The sequence below is a fragment of the Aquabacterium lacunae genome (assembly GCF_004310865.1).
GTDB lineage: Bacteria > Pseudomonadota > Gammaproteobacteria > Burkholderiales > Burkholderiaceae_C > Aquabacterium > Aquabacterium lacunae.
The window spans coordinates 510,726-528,207 of the sequence record NZ_SIXI01000001.1 but is presented as its reverse complement, the minus strand read 5'-3'; the positions used below and the strand labels follow the sequence as shown (position 1 = coordinate 528,207).

Annotated in this window: 15 protein-coding genes; 8 read left to right on the top strand and 7 right to left on the bottom strand. The window is 65.9% G+C overall.

What is annotated here, in order from left to right; all coding sequences use genetic code 11:
* Window position 1 precedes the first annotated feature (1 nt).
* Complete coding sequence (locus tag EYS42_RS02315) at window positions 2-481, top strand: chemotaxis protein CheW (RefSeq protein WP_130966230.1); 480 nt, start codon at window positions 2-4, stop codon at window positions 479-481.
* 24 nt (window positions 482-505) lie between these two features.
* The gene (locus EYS42_RS02310; RefSeq protein WP_130966229.1) at window positions 506-964 is read left to right on the top strand and encodes a cache domain-containing protein; all 459 of its coding nucleotides are present in this window, start codon (window positions 506-508) and stop codon (window positions 962-964) included.
* 24 nt (window positions 965-988) lie between these two features.
* Here EYS42_RS02310 and EYS42_RS02305 read toward each other — a convergent pair whose 3' ends face one another.
* Together EYS42_RS02305 and EYS42_RS02300 are read right to left on the bottom strand one after the other, a co-directional pair.
* On the bottom strand, window positions 989-1,441 hold the full coding sequence (locus EYS42_RS02305) for an HIT family protein (RefSeq protein WP_207301090.1): 453 nt from the start codon (window positions 1,439-1,441) through the stop codon (window positions 989-991).
* Entirely contained in the window at window positions 1,441-5,460 is a 4,020-nt protein-coding gene (locus EYS42_RS02300) for a DUF3683 domain-containing protein (protein WP_130966228.1), read from the bottom strand. The genes EYS42_RS02305 and EYS42_RS02300 overlap by 1 nt, the downstream gene beginning before the upstream one ends.
* A 161-nt stretch (window positions 5,461-5,621) precedes the next feature.
* Here EYS42_RS02300 and ugpQ point away from each other — a divergent pair, with 161 nt between their 5' ends.
* A complete protein-coding gene (gene ugpQ, locus EYS42_RS02295; protein WP_130966227.1) occupies window positions 5,622-6,428 on the top strand; it encodes a glycerophosphodiester phosphodiesterase in 807 nt (268 codons plus the stop codon).
* Window positions 6,429-6,441: 13 nt separating this feature from the next.
* Here ugpQ and mpl read toward each other — a convergent pair whose 3' ends face one another.
* The 5 genes from mpl to thiD all read right to left on the bottom strand — a co-directional run bounded on the left by mpl (window position 6,442) and on the right by thiD (window position 13,271).
* On the bottom strand, window positions 6,442-7,818 hold the full coding sequence (mpl, locus tag EYS42_RS02290; RefSeq protein WP_130966226.1) for a UDP-N-acetylmuramate:L-alanyl-gamma-D-glutamyl-meso-diaminopimelate ligase: 1,377 nt from the start codon (window positions 7,816-7,818) through the stop codon (window positions 6,442-6,444).
* Window positions 7,819-7,873: 55 nt separating this feature from the next.
* Window positions 7,874-9,205, bottom strand: a complete 1,332-nt coding sequence (locus EYS42_RS02285) for a DUF1501 domain-containing protein (protein WP_130966225.1) — start codon at window positions 9,203-9,205, stop codon at window positions 7,874-7,876.
* Between the two features lie 12 nt (window positions 9,206-9,217).
* A complete protein-coding gene (locus tag EYS42_RS02280; protein WP_130966224.1) occupies window positions 9,218-10,897 on the bottom strand; it encodes a DUF1800 domain-containing protein in 1,680 nt (559 codons plus the stop codon).
* A 119-nt stretch (window positions 10,898-11,016) separates the two neighbouring features.
* On the bottom strand, window positions 11,017-12,312 hold the full coding sequence (gene hemL / locus EYS42_RS02275) for a glutamate-1-semialdehyde 2,1-aminomutase (RefSeq protein WP_130966223.1): 1,296 nt from the start codon (window positions 12,310-12,312) through the stop codon (window positions 11,017-11,019).
* Window positions 12,312-13,271: a bifunctional hydroxymethylpyrimidine kinase/phosphomethylpyrimidine kinase gene (thiD, locus tag EYS42_RS02270; protein ID WP_130966222.1), complete on the bottom strand. Its 960-nt coding sequence runs from the start codon at window positions 13,269-13,271 to the stop codon at window positions 12,312-12,314. Before thiD ends, hemL begins: the two co-directional genes overlap by 1 nt.
* A gap of 173 nt (window positions 13,272-13,444) precedes the next feature.
* On the opposite strand from thiD, the gene EYS42_RS02265 reads away from it, so the two are divergent.
* The 5 genes from EYS42_RS02265 (at window position 13,445) to EYS42_RS02245 (ending at window position 17,469) form a co-directional block, all read left to right on the top strand.
* Window positions 13,445-13,618 carry a rubredoxin gene (locus EYS42_RS02265; protein ID WP_165456606.1) on the top strand — a complete coding sequence of 58 codons (174 nt, stop codon included), beginning with the start codon at window positions 13,445-13,447 and terminating at the stop codon, window positions 13,616-13,618.
* A 104-nt stretch (window positions 13,619-13,722) separates the two neighbouring features.
* Window positions 13,723-14,130 (top strand): response regulator, encoded by a 408-nt coding sequence (locus EYS42_RS02260; RefSeq protein WP_130966526.1) that lies wholly within the window; start codon window positions 13,723-13,725, stop codon window positions 14,128-14,130.
* Window positions 14,131-14,168: 38 nt separating this feature from the next.
* Complete coding sequence (locus EYS42_RS02255) at window positions 14,169-14,534, top strand: response regulator transcription factor (RefSeq protein WP_130966221.1); 366 nt, start codon at window positions 14,169-14,171, stop codon at window positions 14,532-14,534.
* Window positions 14,535-14,564: 30 nt separating this feature from the next.
* Window positions 14,565-15,098, top strand: a complete 534-nt coding sequence (locus EYS42_RS02250) for a chemotaxis protein CheW (RefSeq protein ID WP_130966220.1) — start codon at window positions 14,565-14,567, stop codon at window positions 15,096-15,098.
* A 40-nt stretch (window positions 15,099-15,138) separates the two neighbouring features.
* Complete coding sequence (locus tag EYS42_RS02245) at window positions 15,139-17,469, top strand: methyl-accepting chemotaxis protein (RefSeq protein WP_130966219.1); 2,331 nt, start codon at window positions 15,139-15,141, stop codon at window positions 17,467-17,469.
* Window positions 17,470-17,482 lie beyond the last annotated feature (13 nt).

The following is a 17,482-nucleotide window of genomic DNA, read 5'->3' as shown; positions in this document are numbered from 1 at the left end:
CATGGGCATGATGGAAAAGATCGATGTTCAGACCGAGGCCGTGGCTCGGGAGTACCTGACCTTCCGTCTGGGTGACGAGGAATACGGCATCGACATCCTGAAGGTGCAGGAGATTCGCGGTTACGAAAACCCCACCCGCATCGCCAACGCACCGCATTTCCTCAAAGGCGTGGTCAACCTGCGCGGCACCATCGTGCCGATCGTGGATCTGCGCATGCGCTTCGGCTGCTCGCAGGCCGAGTACAACAGCTTCACGGTGTCGATCATCCTGCACATCGGCCAGCGCACCATTGGTGTGGTGGTGGATTCGGTGAGCGACGTGATGGAGATCCCGGCCGAGTCCCTGCGCCCGGCCCCTGACATGAGTTCGGCCATCGATGCGGCTTACATCCGGGGCCTGGCCCAGGTGGGTGAGCGCATGGTGATCCTGCTGGACATCGAAAGCATGCTGACCAGCCCGGACATGGGCCTGGTGGACTGACCTGAACCCTCAAGGAGAACGCCCATGCGCACCATCGCTGCAAGCCTGTTGCTGGCCTGTGCCGGCCTGACCCTCAACGCCCAGGCCGCCGACGGCGGCGCCAGCCGCGACGATGCCGTGGCCATGGTCAAGAAAGGGGTTGCAGCACTCAAGGGCGGTGCCAAGGACAAGGCCTATGCCGAGTTCAGTGACAAGGGCAACGCCGCCTGGCGTTTGCATGACCTGTACCTGGTGGTCTATGGCCTGGACGGCACCGTGTTCGCCCATGGCGCCAATGCCAAGATGATTGGCAAGAACCTGATCGACCTCAAGGACATCGATGGCAAGGCCTTCGTGAAGGAGCGTGTGGAACTGGCGAAGGCCAAGGGCACCTTCTGGCAGGACTACAAGTTCACCAACCCCGAGACCAAGAAGATCGAGCCCAAGGAAATGTACTGCGAACGCCTGGACGACACCGTGGTGTGCGGCGGTGTGTACAAGTGACGCATTGATGCGCCAGCGCGCGGCTCAAGTGTTCAGCACCTGGGCCACTTGCTGATCGAGTTCGGTCAGCGGGATTGGCAGACGAGAGGTGGCATCGGCCACCTCTTTGTTTTTGGGCGCCCACACCGGCGCAGGCCATCGGGCATCCCAGTCGAAGCGGGCGATCACGTGCCAATGCAGGTGGGGCACCACATTGCCCAGGCTGGCCAGGTTCACCTTGGTGGGCTGCAGCGCCTGCCGCAGCACGGTTTCCACCTTGGCCACCACCTGCATGATCGCGCTGCGGTCGGCCGGGGGCAGGTCGGTCCATTCGGCCACGTGCGCGTTCCAGATCACGCGGTAGAAGGCCGGGTGGTCGGCGTCTTCGGCACGGATGATGCGCAGCTGGGCGTTGCGCGCGATGAGGAGGCCCCCATCGCGGTCACACAGCTCGCAGCTGGGCACCGTGGCCACCGTGGGCATCGCGGCGCTGCTCATCAAACCAGCACGCGCTCGATGCCGCCCGCGTTGGCCCGGTCGACGTACTCGCGCATCCAGTTCTCGCCCAGGATCTGGCGGGCCATCTCGACCACGATGTAGTCGGCCTCGACCAGGCCGCTCTTGGCATCGTCTTCGTAACGGCTCAGGCCCTGCAGGCAGGCGGGGCACGAGGTCAGGATCTTGACGTTGTCTTTCTCGCCCAGCAGGCCCTTGCCGCGCAGCTCGGCCTCGCCCTTGCGGATCTCTTCTTCCTTGCGGAAGCGCACCTGCGTGGAGATGTCCGGGCGGTTCACGGCCAGCGTGCCCGATTCACCGCAGCAGCGCTCCGACTTGACCACGCCATCGCCCACCAGGGCCTTGACGGTCTTCATCGGGTCCTGCTGCTTCATGGGGCTGTGGCAGGGATCGTGGTACAGGAAGGCGCCCTTGCCTTGCAGGGTGACACCCTTTTCGAGCAGGTACTCGTGGATGTCGACGATGCGGCAGCCCGGGAAGATCTTGTCGAACTGGTAGCCCTGCAGCTGGTCGAAGCAGGTGCCGCAGCTGACCACCACGGTCTTGATGTCCAGGTAGTTCAGCGTGTTGGCCACGCGGTGGAACAGCACCCGGTTGTCGGTGATCATCTTCTCGGCCACATCGAACTGGCCGGCGCCGCGTTGCGGGTAGCCGCAGCACAGGTAGCCCGGGGGCATCACGGTCTGCACGCCGGCATGCCACAGCATGGCCTGCGTGGCCAGACCCACCTGCGAATACAGGCGCTCCGAGCCGCAGCCAGGGAAATAGAACACGGCCTCGGTGTCGGCGGTGGTCTGCTTCGGGTCGCGGATGATGGGCACGTAGTCGCGGTCTTCGATGTCCAGCAACGCGCGGGCCGTGCGCTTGGGCAGGCCACCCGGCATCTTCTTGTTGATGAAGTGGATGATCTCTTCTTTGAGCGGCGCCTTGCCCACCGTGGCCGGGGGGGCGCTGGTCTGCTTGCGGGCCACCACCTTCATCACGTCGTTGGCGATGCGCTGCAGCGGCATGGCCACGTCGGTGGTGATCGAGCGGATCACCTTGATGGTCTGCGGGTTGTTGGTGTTGAGCATGGCCATGGCGGCCGCACCGGCGGGGCGGAAGCTCTTCTTGCCCATCTTGTTGAGCAAGTTGCGCATGTGCATCGACACGTCACCGAAGTCGATCTTGACCGGGCAGGGCGTCAGGCACTTGTGGCAGATCGTGCAGTGGTCGGCCACGTCTTCGAACTCTTCCCAGTGCTTGATGGACACGCCACGGCGCGTCTGCTCTTCGTACAGGAAGGCCTCGACCAGCAGCGAAGTGGCCAGGATCTTGTTGCGCGGGCTGTACAGCAGGTTGGCACGCGGGATGTGCGTGTTGCACACCGGCTTGCACTTGCCGCAGCGCAGGCAGTCTTTGACCGACGTGGCGATGTCGCCGATGTCGCTCTGCTGCATGATCAGCGACTCGTGGCCCATCAGGCCGAACGAGGGCGTGTAGGCCTCGCTCAGGTCGGCCGCGTGCACGTCGTCGCCCAGGGCCTTGAGGTGCGCGCCGCGCAGCAGCTTGCCCTTGTTGAAGCGGCCTTCGGGGTCGACCTTGGCCTTGTAGGCCGCGAAGTTGGCGATCTCGTCGTCCGACAGGAACTCCAGCTTGGTGATGCCGATGCCGTGTTCGCCCGAGATCACGCCGTCCAGGCTGCGGGCCAGTTGCATGATGCGCGCCACGGCTTCGTGCGCCGTCTGCAGCATCTCGTAGTTGTCGCTGTTGACCGGCAGGTTGGTGTGCACGTTGCCGTCGCCGGCGTGCATGTGCAGGGCCACCCACACGCGGCCGCGCAGCACCTGCTTGTGGATGCGCTTGAGCTCGTCGATCACGGGGCTGAGGGCGGCACCGTTGAACAGCTTGGTCAGTGGCTCGCGGATCTCCTTCTTCCAGCCCACGCGCACCGACCAGGTCTGCAGCAGGTTGAAAACGGTGTCCTGGCCGTTGCTGTTCTCGGCGGGCACGTAGGTGCCGTCGCGGTGCTGGGTGTAGCCCAGGGCCACCAACGGGTCGCCCACGGTGCTCAGCGGCGTGTCGAGGTGGTCGTACAGGTACTGCCAGCGCGCGCGCACCTGGGCCAGCAGGGCCTGGGCGCCTTGCACCTTCTCGGTGAGCTGCTCGGGGCTGGGCAGCTCGCTGGGGTCTTCGGCCTTGCCCATGAACTGGCCGACGTGGGCATTGCCCTTGGCGAAGAAGGCGTCGAAGGCGTCCAGCAGGGCCAGCTTGTTGCGAATCGACAGCTCGATGTTGATGCGCTCGATGCCCAGGGTGTATTCACCCATGCGCGGCAGCGGGATCACCACGTCTTCGTTCACCTTGAAGGCGTTGGTGTGCTTGGCAATCGCGGCGGTGCGCTTGCGATCGGCCCAGAACTTCTTGCGGGCGTCGGCACTGACGGCCACGAAGCCTTCGCCGTTGCGGCCATTGGCCAGGCGGATCACTTCGCTGGTGGCGCGGGCCACGCGGTCTTCGTCGTCACCGACGATGTCGCCAATGAGGACCATCTTGGGCAGGCCATTGCCGCCCACGTTCCGCTTGCTCTTGGTCGCGTAGCCCACGGCCTTGAGGTAGCGGTCGTCCAGGTGCTCCAGGCCGGCCAGGATGGCGCCGCCCGGTTGCTTCATTTCCTCGAACATGAAATCTTTGATCTCGACGATCGAGGGCACGCACAGCGTGGGGTTGCCGAAGAACTCCAGGCACACCGTGCGGGTGTGCTTGGGCATGCGGTGCACCACCCAGCGGCAGCTGGTGATCAGGCCGTCGCAGCCCTCCTTCTGGATGCCGGGCAGGCCCGCCAGGAACTTGTCGGTGACGTCCTTGCCCAGGCCTTCCTTGCGGAACACCCGGCCGGGGATGTCCAGCTTTTCGGTGCGCAGGTGGGTCTTGCCGTCGGCCGCGTAGTAATGCAGCTCGAAGTTGGCCACTGCCACGTCGTGGATCTTGCCCAGGTTGTGGTTGACGCGGACCACTTCCAGCCATTCGGCGTTGGGCGTGACCATGCGCCAGCTGGCCAGGTTGTCCAGCGCGGTGCCCCACAGCACGGCCTTTTTGCCGCCGGCGTTCATGGCGACGTTGCCACCCACGCACGAGGCCTCGGCCGAGGTGGGGTCCACCGCGAACACATAGCCGGCCCGCTCGGCCGCATCGGCCACGCGCTGCGTGACCACGCCAGCGCCTGTCCACACCGTGGGCACCTTGTGGGCCACGCCGGGCAGGTCGACCAGCTCGACCTCGGTCATGGCTTCGAGCTTTTCGGTGTTGATGACCGCGCTCTTCCAGGTCAGGGGCACGGCGCCGCCGGTGTAGCCGGTGCCACCCCCACGCGGGATGATGGTCAGGCCCAGTTCGACGCAGCCCTTGACCAGGGCGGCCATTTCTTCTTCGGTGTCGGGCGTGAGCACGACAAAGGGGTACTCGACGCGCCAGTCGGTGGCGTCGGTGACGTGCGAGACACGGCTCAGGCCGTCGAACTTGATGTTGTCGGCGCGGGTGACCTTGCCCAGCGCGGTTTTGGCGCGCTGGCGCAGGGCGCCCATGTCGTCGAAGGCGCGGGCAAAGCGCTGCACGGCTTGACGGGCGGCGTCCAGCAACTCGGCCACCAGCTTGTCGCGGCCGGCGTCGCTGCCGGGGGTGCGGCGCTTGTCGACCTCGCCCAGGCGGTGCTGCAGGGCCTCGATCAGCTGTGCGCGGCGCTTGGGGTTGTCCAGCAGGTCGTCCTGCAGGTAGGGGTTGCGTTGCACCACCCAGACATCGCCCAGCACCTCGTAGAGCATGCGGGCCGAACGGCCGGTCTGGCGTTCGGTGCGCAGCAGGCTCAGCACTTCCCAGGCACGCTGGCCCAGCAGGCGCTGCACGATCTCGCGGTCGGAGAAGGAGGTGTAGTTGTAAGGGATCTCGCGCAGGCGAGGCTGGCCGTCGGCGTGGGCGTCGGCGGCCTGGGCGGTCATGTGGGTCAGCTCGGTGGGTGCGTTCATGAGTGCGCCAGACGCGAAAAGGCCTTGGTTTGACAAAAGATCGAAGCGCCTGGGGGCCTTTCGGTCGACCCAGGCGACACATGTGGGGGTTTTCGCGCCTGAGGGTGGATGTTACCGCACCGCCCATGCCCCGACCCTGGACAGGGCGTTATGCTGAACGCATGACAGCCCCTGCGTCCCCTGATTTTTCATCTGATGGCATCCGCTCGGGTGCTGCCTCATGGCCCTACCCCCGCTGGGTGGCGCACCGAGGCGCCGGCAAGCTGGCCCCCGAGAACACGCTCGCGGCTTTCCGCCTGGGGGCGCAGCATGGTTTTCGCATGTTCGAGTGCGACGTCAAGCTCAGCGCCGACGGGCAGCTGTTCCTGTTGCACGACGCCGACCTGGCCCGCACCACCTCGGGGCAGGGGCCGGCCATGCTGCAGCCCTGGGCGGCCTTGCGCGGGCTGGATGCTGGCGCTTGGCACAGCCCCATGTACGTCGGTGAGCCCCTGCTCAGCCTGGAGGTGCTGGCGGCCTGGTTGCAGGCCAACGACCTGCTGGTGAACCTGGAGATCAAGCCCAGCCCCGGGCAAGAAGCCGAGACCGGCCGCGCGGTGGCCGACGCCGTGGCACGGTGGTGGCCCACCCGTGGCGTGCAGCCGCTGCTGTCGTCGTTCAAAGTGGACGCGTTGCACGCGGCACAGCAGGCCCAGCCCCAGCTGCCCCGGGCCCTGCTGTTGGAGGCCTCGCGCCCCACCTGGCTGGACGAAGCCCAGGCGCTGGGCTGTGTGGCCGTGGTGCCGCACCATGCACTGCTCGATGCAGGCAACATCGCCCTGGCCCACGCACGGGGCCTGAGGGTGCTGACCTACACCGTCAACGAGGCCGAGCGGGCCAAGGCGCTGTGGGCCGCCGGGCTGGACGGCCTCATCACCGACCGGGTGGACCTGTTCGAGCCCGAAGCCCGGGCCGAAGCGACGACCTGATCAAGGGCAGGGCTCAGCCCAGCGCCTTGAGCAGCTTGTCGTGGATGCCGCCGAAGCCGCCGTTGCTCATGCACAGGATGTGATCGCCCGGGCGGGCCACCTTGGCCACCTTGGCCACCAGGGTGTCGATGTGGTCGGACACCACGGCGCGCTCGCCCATTTCCAGCAGGGCCTCATGGGCGTCCCAGCCCAGCCCGCCGCTGTGGCAGAAGGCCAGGTCGGCTTCTTCCAGTGACCAGGGCAGCTGGGCCTTCATGGTGCCCAGTTTCATGGTGTTGGAACGGGGCTCGAACACGGCCAGGATGCGCTGGCCAGGCCCCACCTTGCGGCGCAGCCCATCGACCGTGGTGCGGATGGCCGTGGGGTGGTGGGCGAAATCGTCGTACACGGTGATGTCGCGCACCGTGCCGCGCAACTCCAGCCGGCGCTTGACGTTGGCAAAGCGCCCCAGGGCCGCGCAAGCGTCTTTCGGGGCCACGCCCACATGTTCGGCCGCGGCGATGGCAGCCAGTGCATTCATCTGGTTGTGCTCGCCCAGCAGGCTCCACTCCACACGCCCCACCAGCACGCCCGACTTCAGCACGTCGAAGGCATGGGGCTCGCCACGGGCTCGGAAGCCGGGCACGTCACCGCGCACGCCGAAGCGCGCCACGTCGCTCCAGCAGCCGCGCTTGAGCACGCGCTCCAGCGATTCTTCCCGTGCGTTGACCACGAGGCGACCCGAGGCCGGCACCGTGCGCACCAGGTGGTGGAACTGCGTCTCGATGGCGGCCAGGTCGGCAAAGATGTCGGCGTGATCGAATTCGAGGTTGTTCAGCACGGCGGTGCGGGGCCGGTAATGCACGAACTTGCTGCGCTTGTCGAAGAAGGCAGTGTCGTACTCGTCGGCCTCGATCACAAAGGGGTGACCACTGGCCGGGCGCGAGGCCTCGTCCAGGCGACCCAGGCGGGCCGACACACCGAAGTTCTGGGGCACCCCGCCCACCAGGAAGCCGGGCTGCAGGCCGCAGTCCTCCAGGATCCAGGTCAGCATCGAGGTGGTGGTGGTCTTGCCGTGGGTGCCGGCCACGGCCAGCACATGGCGGCCCTGCAGCACGTGTTCGGCCAGCCATTGCGGGCCGCTGATGTAGGGCAGGCCGGCATCCAGGATGGCTTCCATCAGGGCATTGCCGCGAGAGACCACATTGCCGATCACGAACAGATCAGGCTTGAGCGCGAGCTGGTCGGGCGTGTAGCCCTCGATCAGGTCGATGCCCAGGGCGCGCAACTGGTCGCTCATGGGCGGGTAGACGCCGGCGTCGCAGCCGGTCACTCGGTGGCCCGCTTCCCGGGCCAGGGCAGCCACGCCACCCATGAAGGTGCCGCAGATGCCGAGGATGTGAATGTGCATGCGCCGATTCTAGCGGCGGGGTGGGGCGTGCCCACCCCCCGCTCATTCCCGCAAGTCAGGCCATGAAGCCCAGGTCCTGGGTGGCGAAGTTCTTCAGGTTGGGCAGGGCGGCCGCCAGGGCCGTGGCGTCGGCACCGAACCATTTCGCGATGGTGGCGGCGTACTGGTCGGTGGCCGTGGTCGGGATCAGGCGGCCCTGCCCAGCGTCTTCCGGGCCGCCCAGGGCCACAGTGGGGAAGCTGCCGTACACCTTGCCGCCCTTGACTGCGCCACCGATGACGAAGTGGTGCCCGCCCCAACCGTGGTCCGAGCCCTTGCCGTTGGACAGCAGGGCGCGGCCGAAGTCAGACGCTGTGAAGGTGGTGACCTGTTGATCCACGCCCAGCGCCACTGTGGCGTCATGGAAGGCCTTGACCGCGTCGTTGAGCTCTTGCAGCCGTTTGGCATGGTCAATCAGCAGATTGTCATGCTGGTCGAAGCCGATCATGCTGGCGAAAAACACCTGGCGGCCATGGCCGAGCCGGCTGCGTGCGGCGATCAGGGTGGCAATCGTCTTGAGCTGGTTGCCCAGGCTGGTGGCGGGAAAAGCCGTGCTGACCGACACCGAGTTCATGGCGGTGCTGAGCGTGGCGGCCCGACCGATGGCCTGGGTGCTGACATTGCTCCAGTGGCGCATCAGGGCGTTGTCGGTGTCGCTGGCCAGGATGCGGCTGGTGAGTGTGCTGCTGGGCCCTGCACCGAACATGCTGCCCGCCATGCTGGGCGTGGCCGGCTTGCCAGTGGCCGCAATCTGGAAGGCCTGGCCGTTGGCGCCTGTGGTGATCAGTGCCGGCGCGCCGGCAGAGATCACTCCGGGGATCTGGCTGCTGCCGTTGAAGGTGGGCAGCAGCTGGTCCGACAGGCGCCCCAGCCAGCCTGTGCGTGACGTCTGGGTGGGCGTGGCGGTTTGCCAGTGGGCGGCCTGATCGGAGTGCGAGAACAACTGACTGGGCACGGTGACCAGCGGTTGCCCGTTGTTCCATTGAGCCTTGTTGATGGGCTCGACCAGCGGGCCCACATTGGCCAGCACCGCGGCCTTGCCGCTGTTGAACAGGCCCTGGATGCCAGCCAGGTTCGGGTGCAGGCCCAGGCCGGTGCCGGTCATGGGCAGCAGGCTGTTGGTGGGAAGCGCCAGTGTGGGGCGCGCCGTGCGGTAAGCGCTGTAGGCAGCGCTGCTGGTGGGGACGATGGTGTTGGATTGGTCGTTGCCGCCAAACAGGAAGATGCACACCACGGCCTTGTAGTGGGTGCCATCGGTGGCGGCCATCAAAGAGGGGGCCAGGGCGCTCAGGCTCAGGCCAGCGCCACCATGACCGATCAGGCGCAGTGCTTCACGTCGATTCATCATGTGGGGCTCCAGTCAACGCTGCACGTTGAATTCAGGCGTGCTGGCCAGCAGCAGCAGGGCGGTCTTCACCCGGTTTTCGCGAGCAGCCACCGTGCCGTTGTCGGCGATGCTGGTGATGCCGTCCTTGATCGTTTGGCGCCCTTGGGCCGAAATGGGGGCACCCACGAACCGGTTGACCAGGGCGTCGATCAGGGCGTCGGGCTGGCTGGCCAGCGGCGTGAAGGCGCTGTAGTCGCACACCAGGCTGTTCTGGTTGGTGGTCAAGCCAAAACCCAGCAGCGACCACATGTAGTTCAAGTGGCCGATGGTGGTGTTGTCGTTGGCAATCTGGAACTCAGGAGCACTGAGGTTGAGGTTGCTCAGTTCGCCTTGGGGCTGGTGGTCGGGCAGGAAAAAGTTGAACACCGAGTTCGACATCAACGGTGCCTGACCCAGGTCGTAATTGGTGGCCTGGAGTGTGCCCAAGGGGTACATGCCACTGGACGATCGGCATGACAGCCCGCGAACCAGTTGGGCCGCTTTGACGATGGGTTCGCGCGGTTTGCCCCAGGTGGGGCTGGTCAGGTGTCGGCCATCCCACACTTCGGGATCGAACAAGACGGCACGGATCACCGATTGCATGTTCCCGCGTTCATTGGCCTTGTTGGCATTGAAGACGGCGGCAACCCGTGCCACGTACTCCGGCGAGGGGTTGCTCGTGGTCAGCCGCTTGATGAAGTGCGTGGCGATGAAGGGGCCGGCGTTCGGGTGGTTGAACAGGGTGTCCAGCGCGATCTTCAGGCTGTCGGGCGCGGAGGTGTTGGCCGGGATGGTCACGCCACCGACGATCTGCGCCTCGGATGTGGAGTGGTGCTGTGGATAGGGCTGCATGGGCAGCTCCCAGCTGCGGGCCATCGCAAAATTGATCGGGCCGCCCACCCAGCGTTCTTCGGAGGTGTCGGGGCCGCCCCAGCTCCAGCCGGTCAGCACTTTGGCCAGGCCCATCACATCAGCTTGCGAATAGGTCGGAATGGGGTTGCCATTGCCGTCCGTCATGCGGGTGCCGTCGGTGTTGAGCATCCACTTGCCGATGGTGAACAGCTGCATCACCTCCCGCGCGTAGTTTTCGTCTGGAAGCCGGCCAGTCGCAGGGTCTTCCTTGTCGTTTTGCATGTGCGACAGGTAATGCCCCATGGCAGGGCTCAGCGTCACGGCTTCCAGAACCTGTCGGTAGTTGGCAAAAGCGTTCCTGGACAGCAGATCCAGGTAAGCCGCCATGGCATAAGGCTCCAGCTCGATGGCGCTGTCGGTGGCGGCGCTGACCACGAACAGTTCCAGCCAGGCCAGGGCCACGCGCTGTCGCAACTGGTCGGGGCTCTTGATCGCCTGGTACCAGAAACTGTCGATGACGCCGCCAATGGCTTCGGCCGGGCAGACCGCGCAGTCAGGCGGGCCTCCGCGGTCGGCATAGCCGTAATGCGTGTCGATGGGGGTGGCCGCGAATTGCTCGTTCAGCCAGCCTTCGTAGCCCAGCGCCACCAGCTTGTCCACGTCGGCCTGCGTGGCACCGAACGTGGTCATGTTCAGGAAACGTGCGGCGGTGTCGGTCGTGGGGGGCGTGCTGGGTTCGGCGGGCTCGAAACAGCCGCTGAGCGTCAGGCTCAGGGCGAGCGCTGCGCAGGCCATCCAGGTGCGTCTGAAGTTCACTGCCATGTCAGAGGGGGCGTGCTGGACTGGGGGCCACCCGCCGTGCTGGCGGATGGGAAAAAATCACAGTCGAGGATGCCTCATTCCACGGCGGGCGATCATCAGGGTTTGTGAGGCGTTCCCCCTCAGCCGAGGGTCTGGAAAGCCCGGGTGGCCACCGCCAGGGTCTGGTCGATGTCGGCGTCGGTGTGGGCGGCACTCACAAAACCCGCTTCGTACATGGCCGGGGCCAGGTACACGCCACCGTCGAGCATGAGGTGGAAGAAGCGGTTGAAGCGCTCCTTGTCGGTGGCCATGACGGCCGGGTAGTTCTGGGGCAGGTGGTCGGCAAAGAAGAATCCGAACATGCCGCCCTGGCAGTCGCCCCGCAGGTCGATGCCGGCTGCCGTGGCCGCGGCCTGCAGGCCCTCGGTCAGGCGGCGGGTGCGGGCGCCCAGGGTGTCGAAAAAGCCGGGCTGCTGGATCAGGCGCAGCGTGGCCAGGCCGCAGGCGGTGGCCACTGGGTTGCCCGACAGCGTGCCGGCCTGGTAGACCGCGCCCAGCGGGGCCAGCTTTTCCATGATGGCCTTGGGGCCCGCGAAGGCGGCCAGCGGCATGCCGCCACCGATCACCTTGCCGAACACCGACAGATCAGGCTGGAAGCCGGGGATCTGCTGGGCGTACAGGCTCTGGGCGCTGCCCAGGGCCACGCGGAAGCCCGACATCACCTCGTCGAACACCAGCAGGGCGCCGTGCTGGCTGCACAGCGCGCGCAGGCGGGTCATGAACGGCACGCTGGCGCGCACGAAGTTCATGTTGCCGGCAATGGGCTCGATCATCACGCAGGCGATGTCGGCACCGTGCTGGCGGAAGGCTTCGTCCAGCTGCTCAAGGTTGTTGTATTCAAGCACCAGGGTGTGCTGGACCACTTCGGCGGGCACGCCAGCGCTGGTGGGATGGCCGAAGGTGGCCAGACCCGAGCCGGCCTTGACCAGCAGGGCGTCGGCGTGGCCGTGGTAGCAGCCCTCGAACTTGATGAGCTTGCTGCGGCCGGTGGCACCGCGCGCCAGGCGGATGGCCGTCATGGCCGCTTCGGTGCCCGAGCTGACCAGGCGCACCTGCTCGGCCGAGGGCACCAGCTTGAGGATTTCTTCGGCCAGTTCGATCTCGCGCTCGGTGGGGGCGCCGAAGGAAAAGCCTTCGGTCACGGCGCGCTGCACTGCATCGAGCACATCAGGGTGGCCGTGACCCAGGATCATGGGGCCCCACGAGCCGATGTAGTCGATCAGCTGGCGGCCTTCGGCGTCCCACATGTAGGCGCCTTGGGCGCGGGCAATGAAGCGCGGTGTGCCGCCCACGGCGCGGAAGGCGCGCACGGGTGAATTCACGCCGCCCGGGATGACGCGCTGGGCGCGCTCGAACAGGGCCTGGTTGCTGGACATCAGTGGACTTGGCGAGGGTTGGACGGGGCGGTCGAGGTGTCGTCGCCGGTGTTCAGGCTGGCCGCGGGCGAGCCAGGGGCGGCTTCGCCTTCTTCACCTGGGGGCAAGGCCCAGAAGAAGCGGTCGGGCACCACATGGCCCATGCCGGGACGGAAGCCGGAGTCGAGGGCCTGGTCGAGGAAGCTCAGGGCTTCGGACACGGCCGCATCGACCTGATCCGACGAGGCCAGGATGGCGGCCAGCGCAGCCGACAGCGTTTCGCCGGCCCCCACGAAGCCGGCTTCGAAACGCTCGAAGCGTTCGCCCGCCAGTGCGCCTTCCGGCGAAGCCAGCACGTTGTCGATGAACTGATCGGGCAGGTTGATGCCTGTGACCAGCACGAACTGCGTGCCGCTTTCGGCCGCGGCCACGGCCAGTTCTCGGGCCGACGGCGTCCGCTCGGACTCCCAGTCGGGCAACAGGAAATCGGTCAGGGTCTTGTGGTTGCCCACCAGCAGGGTGGTCGACGGCAGGATCAACTCTTTGAATGCGTCGAGGTAGGAGCCCTGCTGCTCGTCGTCCATCCAGCTCAGGTTGGGCAGGTAGCTCACCACCGGCACATCGGAATAGTCGGCCAGCACCTCGGCCACGGCGCTGATGCACTCTGCGCTGGCCAGGAAACCCACCTTGACGGCGGCGATCTGCACGTCTTCCAGGATGACGCGGGCCTGCTCGACCACCACGTCGGGGTCGATCTCGTGGCTGTCGATTACCTCGGCGGTGTCGCGCACCAGGATGCCGGTGACCACGGGCAGGGCGTGGGCTCCCATGGAGGCGATGGTGCTGACATCGGCGGCCAGGCCGGAGCCGCCGCTGGGGTCGCTGGTGTTGAAGGTCAGCACGCACGCGGGTGCGCTGGGTTCTTGGGCGGTGGCGTCGCCTTCGGCGGTGCCGAGGGTGCCTTCAGGGTATTGGCTCATGCAGTGGTGCCTGGGTGACCGGGAGTGCCGTGGGCCCGCGCAAAAGGCGCTGGCCGGTTGTGTAGCGTCTGGATACAACACCGCAGACGGGGAGGCTGTGCCCGGAAACCCTGCTTGGAGAGGGGGTTGGCGTGGCTACAATGGTTTGATTGTATTCATGCTGCCAAACAAACGTGAACGCTTCCCGAACCTGGATGTGCCTGATCTGTGGGTGGATTTATGACGAGGCCGCAGGCCTGCCCGATGAGGGCATTGCGCCCGGAACGCCCTGGGAGCAGGTGCCGATGAACTGGGTCTGCCCGGAATGTGGCGCCCGCAAGGAAGATTTCGAGATGGTTCAGGTCTGATCAAGTCCTGACGGATGCCGGGGTGGGTGGCTCGTGTCTGCCCCGCATCCAAGCCGTGTCTGTCGCGAAGGCGACACACCTGGAGGAATGGTTTCGTGAGTGATCTGGGAAATACGGGCACCCCCGTGAAAGTGCTGGTCATCGATGACAGCAACACCATCCGCCGAAGCGCCGAGATCTTCCTGAAGCAGGGAGGCCACGAGGTGCTGCTGGCCGAAGATGGTTTCGACGCGCTGTCCAAGGTCAATGACCACGCGCCCGACCTGATCTTCTGCGACATCCTGATGCCGCGGCTGGATGGCTACCAGACCTGCGCCATCATCAAGAAGAACGCCCGATTCGCCCGCACGCCGGTGATCATGCTGTCCTCCAAAGACGGTCTGTTCGACAAGGCGCGAGGCCGCATGGTGGGGTCGCAGGACTACCTCACCAAACCCTTCACCAAGGACCAGCTGCTCCAGACCGTGGCCCGCTACACCTCGGCGCAGCCCGACGGTGACGCGGCCCCCTGAGCCGCTGCTGGCCCTGTAGTACTGCGCAAGGTATCCAAATGCCCATTCAGAAGATTCTGCTCGTTGACGACTCCAAGACCGAGCTGCACGTGCTCACCGAGTTGCTGACCAAGCGCGGCTACCAGGTGCGTGCGGCCGAGAACGGTGAAGACGCCTTCAAACGCCTGGCCGAAGAGCGCCCCGATCTGGTCATCATGGACGTGGTCATGCCGGGCCAGAACGGCTTCCAGCTGACCCGCGCCATCACGCGCGACCCGGCCTACAGCGACATCCCCGTGATCATCTGCTCCAGCAAGAACCAGGAAACCGACCGGGTCTGGGGCATGCGACAGGGGGCCAAGGACTACGTGGTCAAGCCGGTCAACCCGGACGAGCTGCTGGCCAAGATCAAGGCCTTCGGCTGATCCGGGCGAGCAGGGGAGGGCTGACCGGACATGGCTAACAAAGACGCACTTCGAGAGTTGCAGCAGCGCCTGGCTGAGCGCCTGCGACTCATCCGTGAAACTGCACCGACCAAGAACTGGCTGGCCGTGGAAGTGGCCGGTCACGGCTTTCTGCTGCCGCTCGAACATTCGGGCGAAATCTTTTCGCTGTCGGCCATTCAGACGGTGCCGCACAGCCTGCCCTGGTTCCGGGGCGTGGCCAACCTCCGCGGCCAGTTGCACGGCGTGATCGATCTGGCAGGCTTTCTGGGCTTGCCCCGTGCCGCCACCCGCCATGACACGCCGCTGCGTGAGGCGGGCCGCCTGGTGGCCTTCAATGCCGGTTTGCAAATCAACGCCGCGCTGCTGATCGATCGCCTGCTGGGCCTGCGCCGTCCGGAAGACCTCACGCCGCAGGCCGAACCGTCGGCCACCCGCCCTCACTTCATCACCGCCGAGCTGACCGATGCCAAGGGCCGCCCCTGGTACGAGATCAACCTGGCCGCACTGGCCTGTGACGAGGCCTTCCTGAAGGTGGCCGCCTGAGCCACCCCAGTGCAGACAAGAATTACCGGAGCATCCCACCATGAGTTTCCTGAGCCGCATCAAAGAACTGGGCAAGTCGCGCGACGAAGAGGAAATCCAGCCTGACGCGCTGGCCGGCGAAGTGCTGGTGACCACCGATGGCGCCCAGAACATCGACACCCGCAGCCAGACCCACGCGCCCAGCACCACGGGGGATGTCTCCATCATTTCGGAGGCCGCACCTTCGGAATTCCCGCTCGACTACAACGACACCCGCCTGCAACCCGAGGGCGAGTACATGGGCGACCAGCTGCCGCCCGAGCCCGCCTCGGGCCTGCCGGTGGTGGGCCACATGCCGCTGGAGCGCCAGCAGCGCCTGCTGTTCGGTGCGGTGGCCATCGGTGCCCTGGGCCTGATGGTGTCGGCCTTCCTGGCGGTGAACTCGGCCGACCGACGCGCCACGCAGGCCGCGGCCACCGGCCAGGCCCTGATGCAGTCGCAACGTCTGGCCAAGTCGGTGTCTCAGGCCCTGGTGGGTGGCCAGCAGGCCTTCCCGGAAGTGTCCGAGTCGTCCAAGATTCTGGCGTCCAACGTGCGTGGCCTGATGCAGGGTGACGGTGCCCTGGGCATCTCGGAAGCGCCCGCCGGTGTGAAGGACGTTCTCAAGCCTCTGCTGCCCCTGGTCGACCGCGCCGAAAAGAACGCCGGCTTCGTGTTGAAGCAAAAAGACGTGCTGACCAAGGTGAGCCAGTCGCTGCGCGAAGTGAACAGCCACTCGTCCGACCTGCTGGACCTGGCCGAAGGCATTGCCACCACCAAGATCGAAAAGGGTGGCATTTCCACCTCCGAGCACATCGCGCTGAACCAGTTGGTGATGCTGACCCAGCGCATTGGTAAATCAGCCAACGAATTCCTGACCGTGGAAGGTGTGTCGACCGAGGCTGTGTTCCTGCTGGGCAAGGACCTGAACGCCTTCAAGGAGCTGGCTGAAGGCCTGAACAATGGCAACAACGAGTTGCAACTGCAGGGCACCCGTGACCCGGAAGTGCGCGAGCAGCTCGATGCCCTGATCAAGCAGTTCGACCAGGTGCGCACCCAGTCCACTTTCATTCTGGGCAGCCTGCAAGGCCTGGTGGCCGCGCGTGACGCGCAAGTCAGCATCGTGACCGACAGCGAACCGCTGCGCAAAGGCCTGGAGCAGGCCCAGCGCCAGCTGTCGGAAGGCGCCGGTGTGGGCGGCCTGAACGTCGCCCTGGTGGTGTTGTTCCTGGGTCTGGTCGCCGGTGCTGGTTACGGCTTGCTGCGTGTGTACCTGACCGAGCAGCGCCACCGCGCCCTGGTCGCGGAGTTCCAGCGCCAGGAAGCTGAACGCCAAGAGCGTGAAGCCAAGCGAGTGAACGACGCCAACCAGGCGGCCATTCTGCGCCTGATGAACGAACTGCAGGTGGTCGCTGAAGGTGACCTGACCCAACAGGCCACCGTGACCGAAGACATCACCGGCGCCATCGCCGACTCGGTGAACTTCACGGTGGAAGAGCTGCGCAGCCTGGTGGCCCAGGTGCAGGCGACGGTGAGCCGGGTGTCCGACACCACCAGCCAGGTGGAAGCCACCTCGACCGAACTGCTGGCCGCTTCCGACGAGCAGCTGCGCGAGATTCGCGAAACTGGCGAATCGGTGCTGAACATGGCCGGTCGAATCAACGAAGTGTCGGCCCAGGCCCAGCACTCCGCCGAGGTGGCCCGTCAATCGCTGGAAGCCGCCGACTCCGGCCTGAAGGCCGTGCAGGACGCGATCGGGGGCATGAACACCATCCGCGAGCAGATCCAGGAAACCTCCAAGCGCATCAAGCGCCTCGGTGAATCGTCGCAGGAGATCGGTGAAATCACCGAACTGATCTCGGACATTACCGAACAGACCAACGTGCTGGCCCTGAACGCCGCCATCCAGGCCGCATCTGCCGGTGAAGCCGGTCGCGGCTTCTCTGTGGTGGCCGAAGAAGTGCAGCGTCTGGCGGAACGTTCGGGCGATGCCACCCGGCAGATTGCTGCCTTGGTGCGCACGATTCAGACCGACACGCAAGACGCCGTGGGCGCGATGGAGCGCTCCACGCAGAAGGTGGTGGAAGGGGCCCGTCTGTCCGACGCGGCCGGTACCGCCCTGAACGACATCGACCGCGTGTCACGTCGACTGGCCGAGCTGATTGAAGAGATCTCGTCGCAAGCTCTGAAAGAAGCCGAGCAGGCGAACGTGGTGGTGGCCAACATCCAGCACATTTTCGCGGTGACCGAACAGGCCGGCGACGGCACCCGCTCGACCGCCCAGCTGGTGCGCGAACTGTCGCGCACCGCCGAAGAACTGCAGCAGTCGGTGGCGCGTTTCCGCATCGCCTGACCGACCTTTCGCA

Coding starts and splice junctions, on each gene's coding strand:
- EYS42_RS02315 (WP_130966230.1), top strand. CDS start 2: ATGGGCATGATGGAAAAGATCGATGTTCAGACCGAGGCCGTGGCTCGG.
- hemL (WP_130966223.1), bottom strand. CDS start 12,312: ATGTCCAGCAACCAGGCCCTGTTCGAGCGCGCCCAGCGCGTCATCCCG.
- EYS42_RS02285 (WP_130966225.1), bottom strand. CDS start 9,205: ATGATGAATCGACGTGAAGCACTGCGCCTGATCGGTCATGGTGGCGCT.
- EYS42_RS02300 (WP_130966228.1), bottom strand. CDS start 5,460: ATGAACGCACCCACCGAGCTGACCCACATGACCGCCCAGGCCGCCGAC.
- EYS42_RS02245 (WP_130966219.1), top strand. CDS start 15,139: ATGAGTTTCCTGAGCCGCATCAAAGAACTGGGCAAGTCGCGCGACGAA.
- EYS42_RS02310 (WP_130966229.1), top strand. CDS start 506: ATGCGCACCATCGCTGCAAGCCTGTTGCTGGCCTGTGCCGGCCTGACC.
- EYS42_RS02280 (WP_130966224.1), bottom strand. CDS start 10,897: ATGGCAGTGAACTTCAGACGCACCTGGATGGCCTGCGCAGCGCTCGCC.
- EYS42_RS02305 (WP_207301090.1), bottom strand. CDS start 1,441: ATGAGCAGCGCCGCGATGCCCACGGTGGCCACGGTGCCCAGCTGCGAG.
- thiD (WP_130966222.1), bottom strand. CDS start 13,271: ATGAGCCAATACCCTGAAGGCACCCTCGGCACCGCCGAAGGCGACGCC.
- EYS42_RS02255 (WP_130966221.1), top strand. CDS start 14,169: ATGCCCATTCAGAAGATTCTGCTCGTTGACGACTCCAAGACCGAGCTG.
- mpl (WP_130966226.1), bottom strand. CDS start 7,818: ATGCACATTCACATCCTCGGCATCTGCGGCACCTTCATGGGTGGCGTG.
- EYS42_RS02250 (WP_130966220.1), top strand. CDS start 14,565: ATGGCTAACAAAGACGCACTTCGAGAGTTGCAGCAGCGCCTGGCTGAG.
- ugpQ (WP_130966227.1), top strand. CDS start 5,622: ATGACAGCCCCTGCGTCCCCTGATTTTTCATCTGATGGCATCCGCTCG.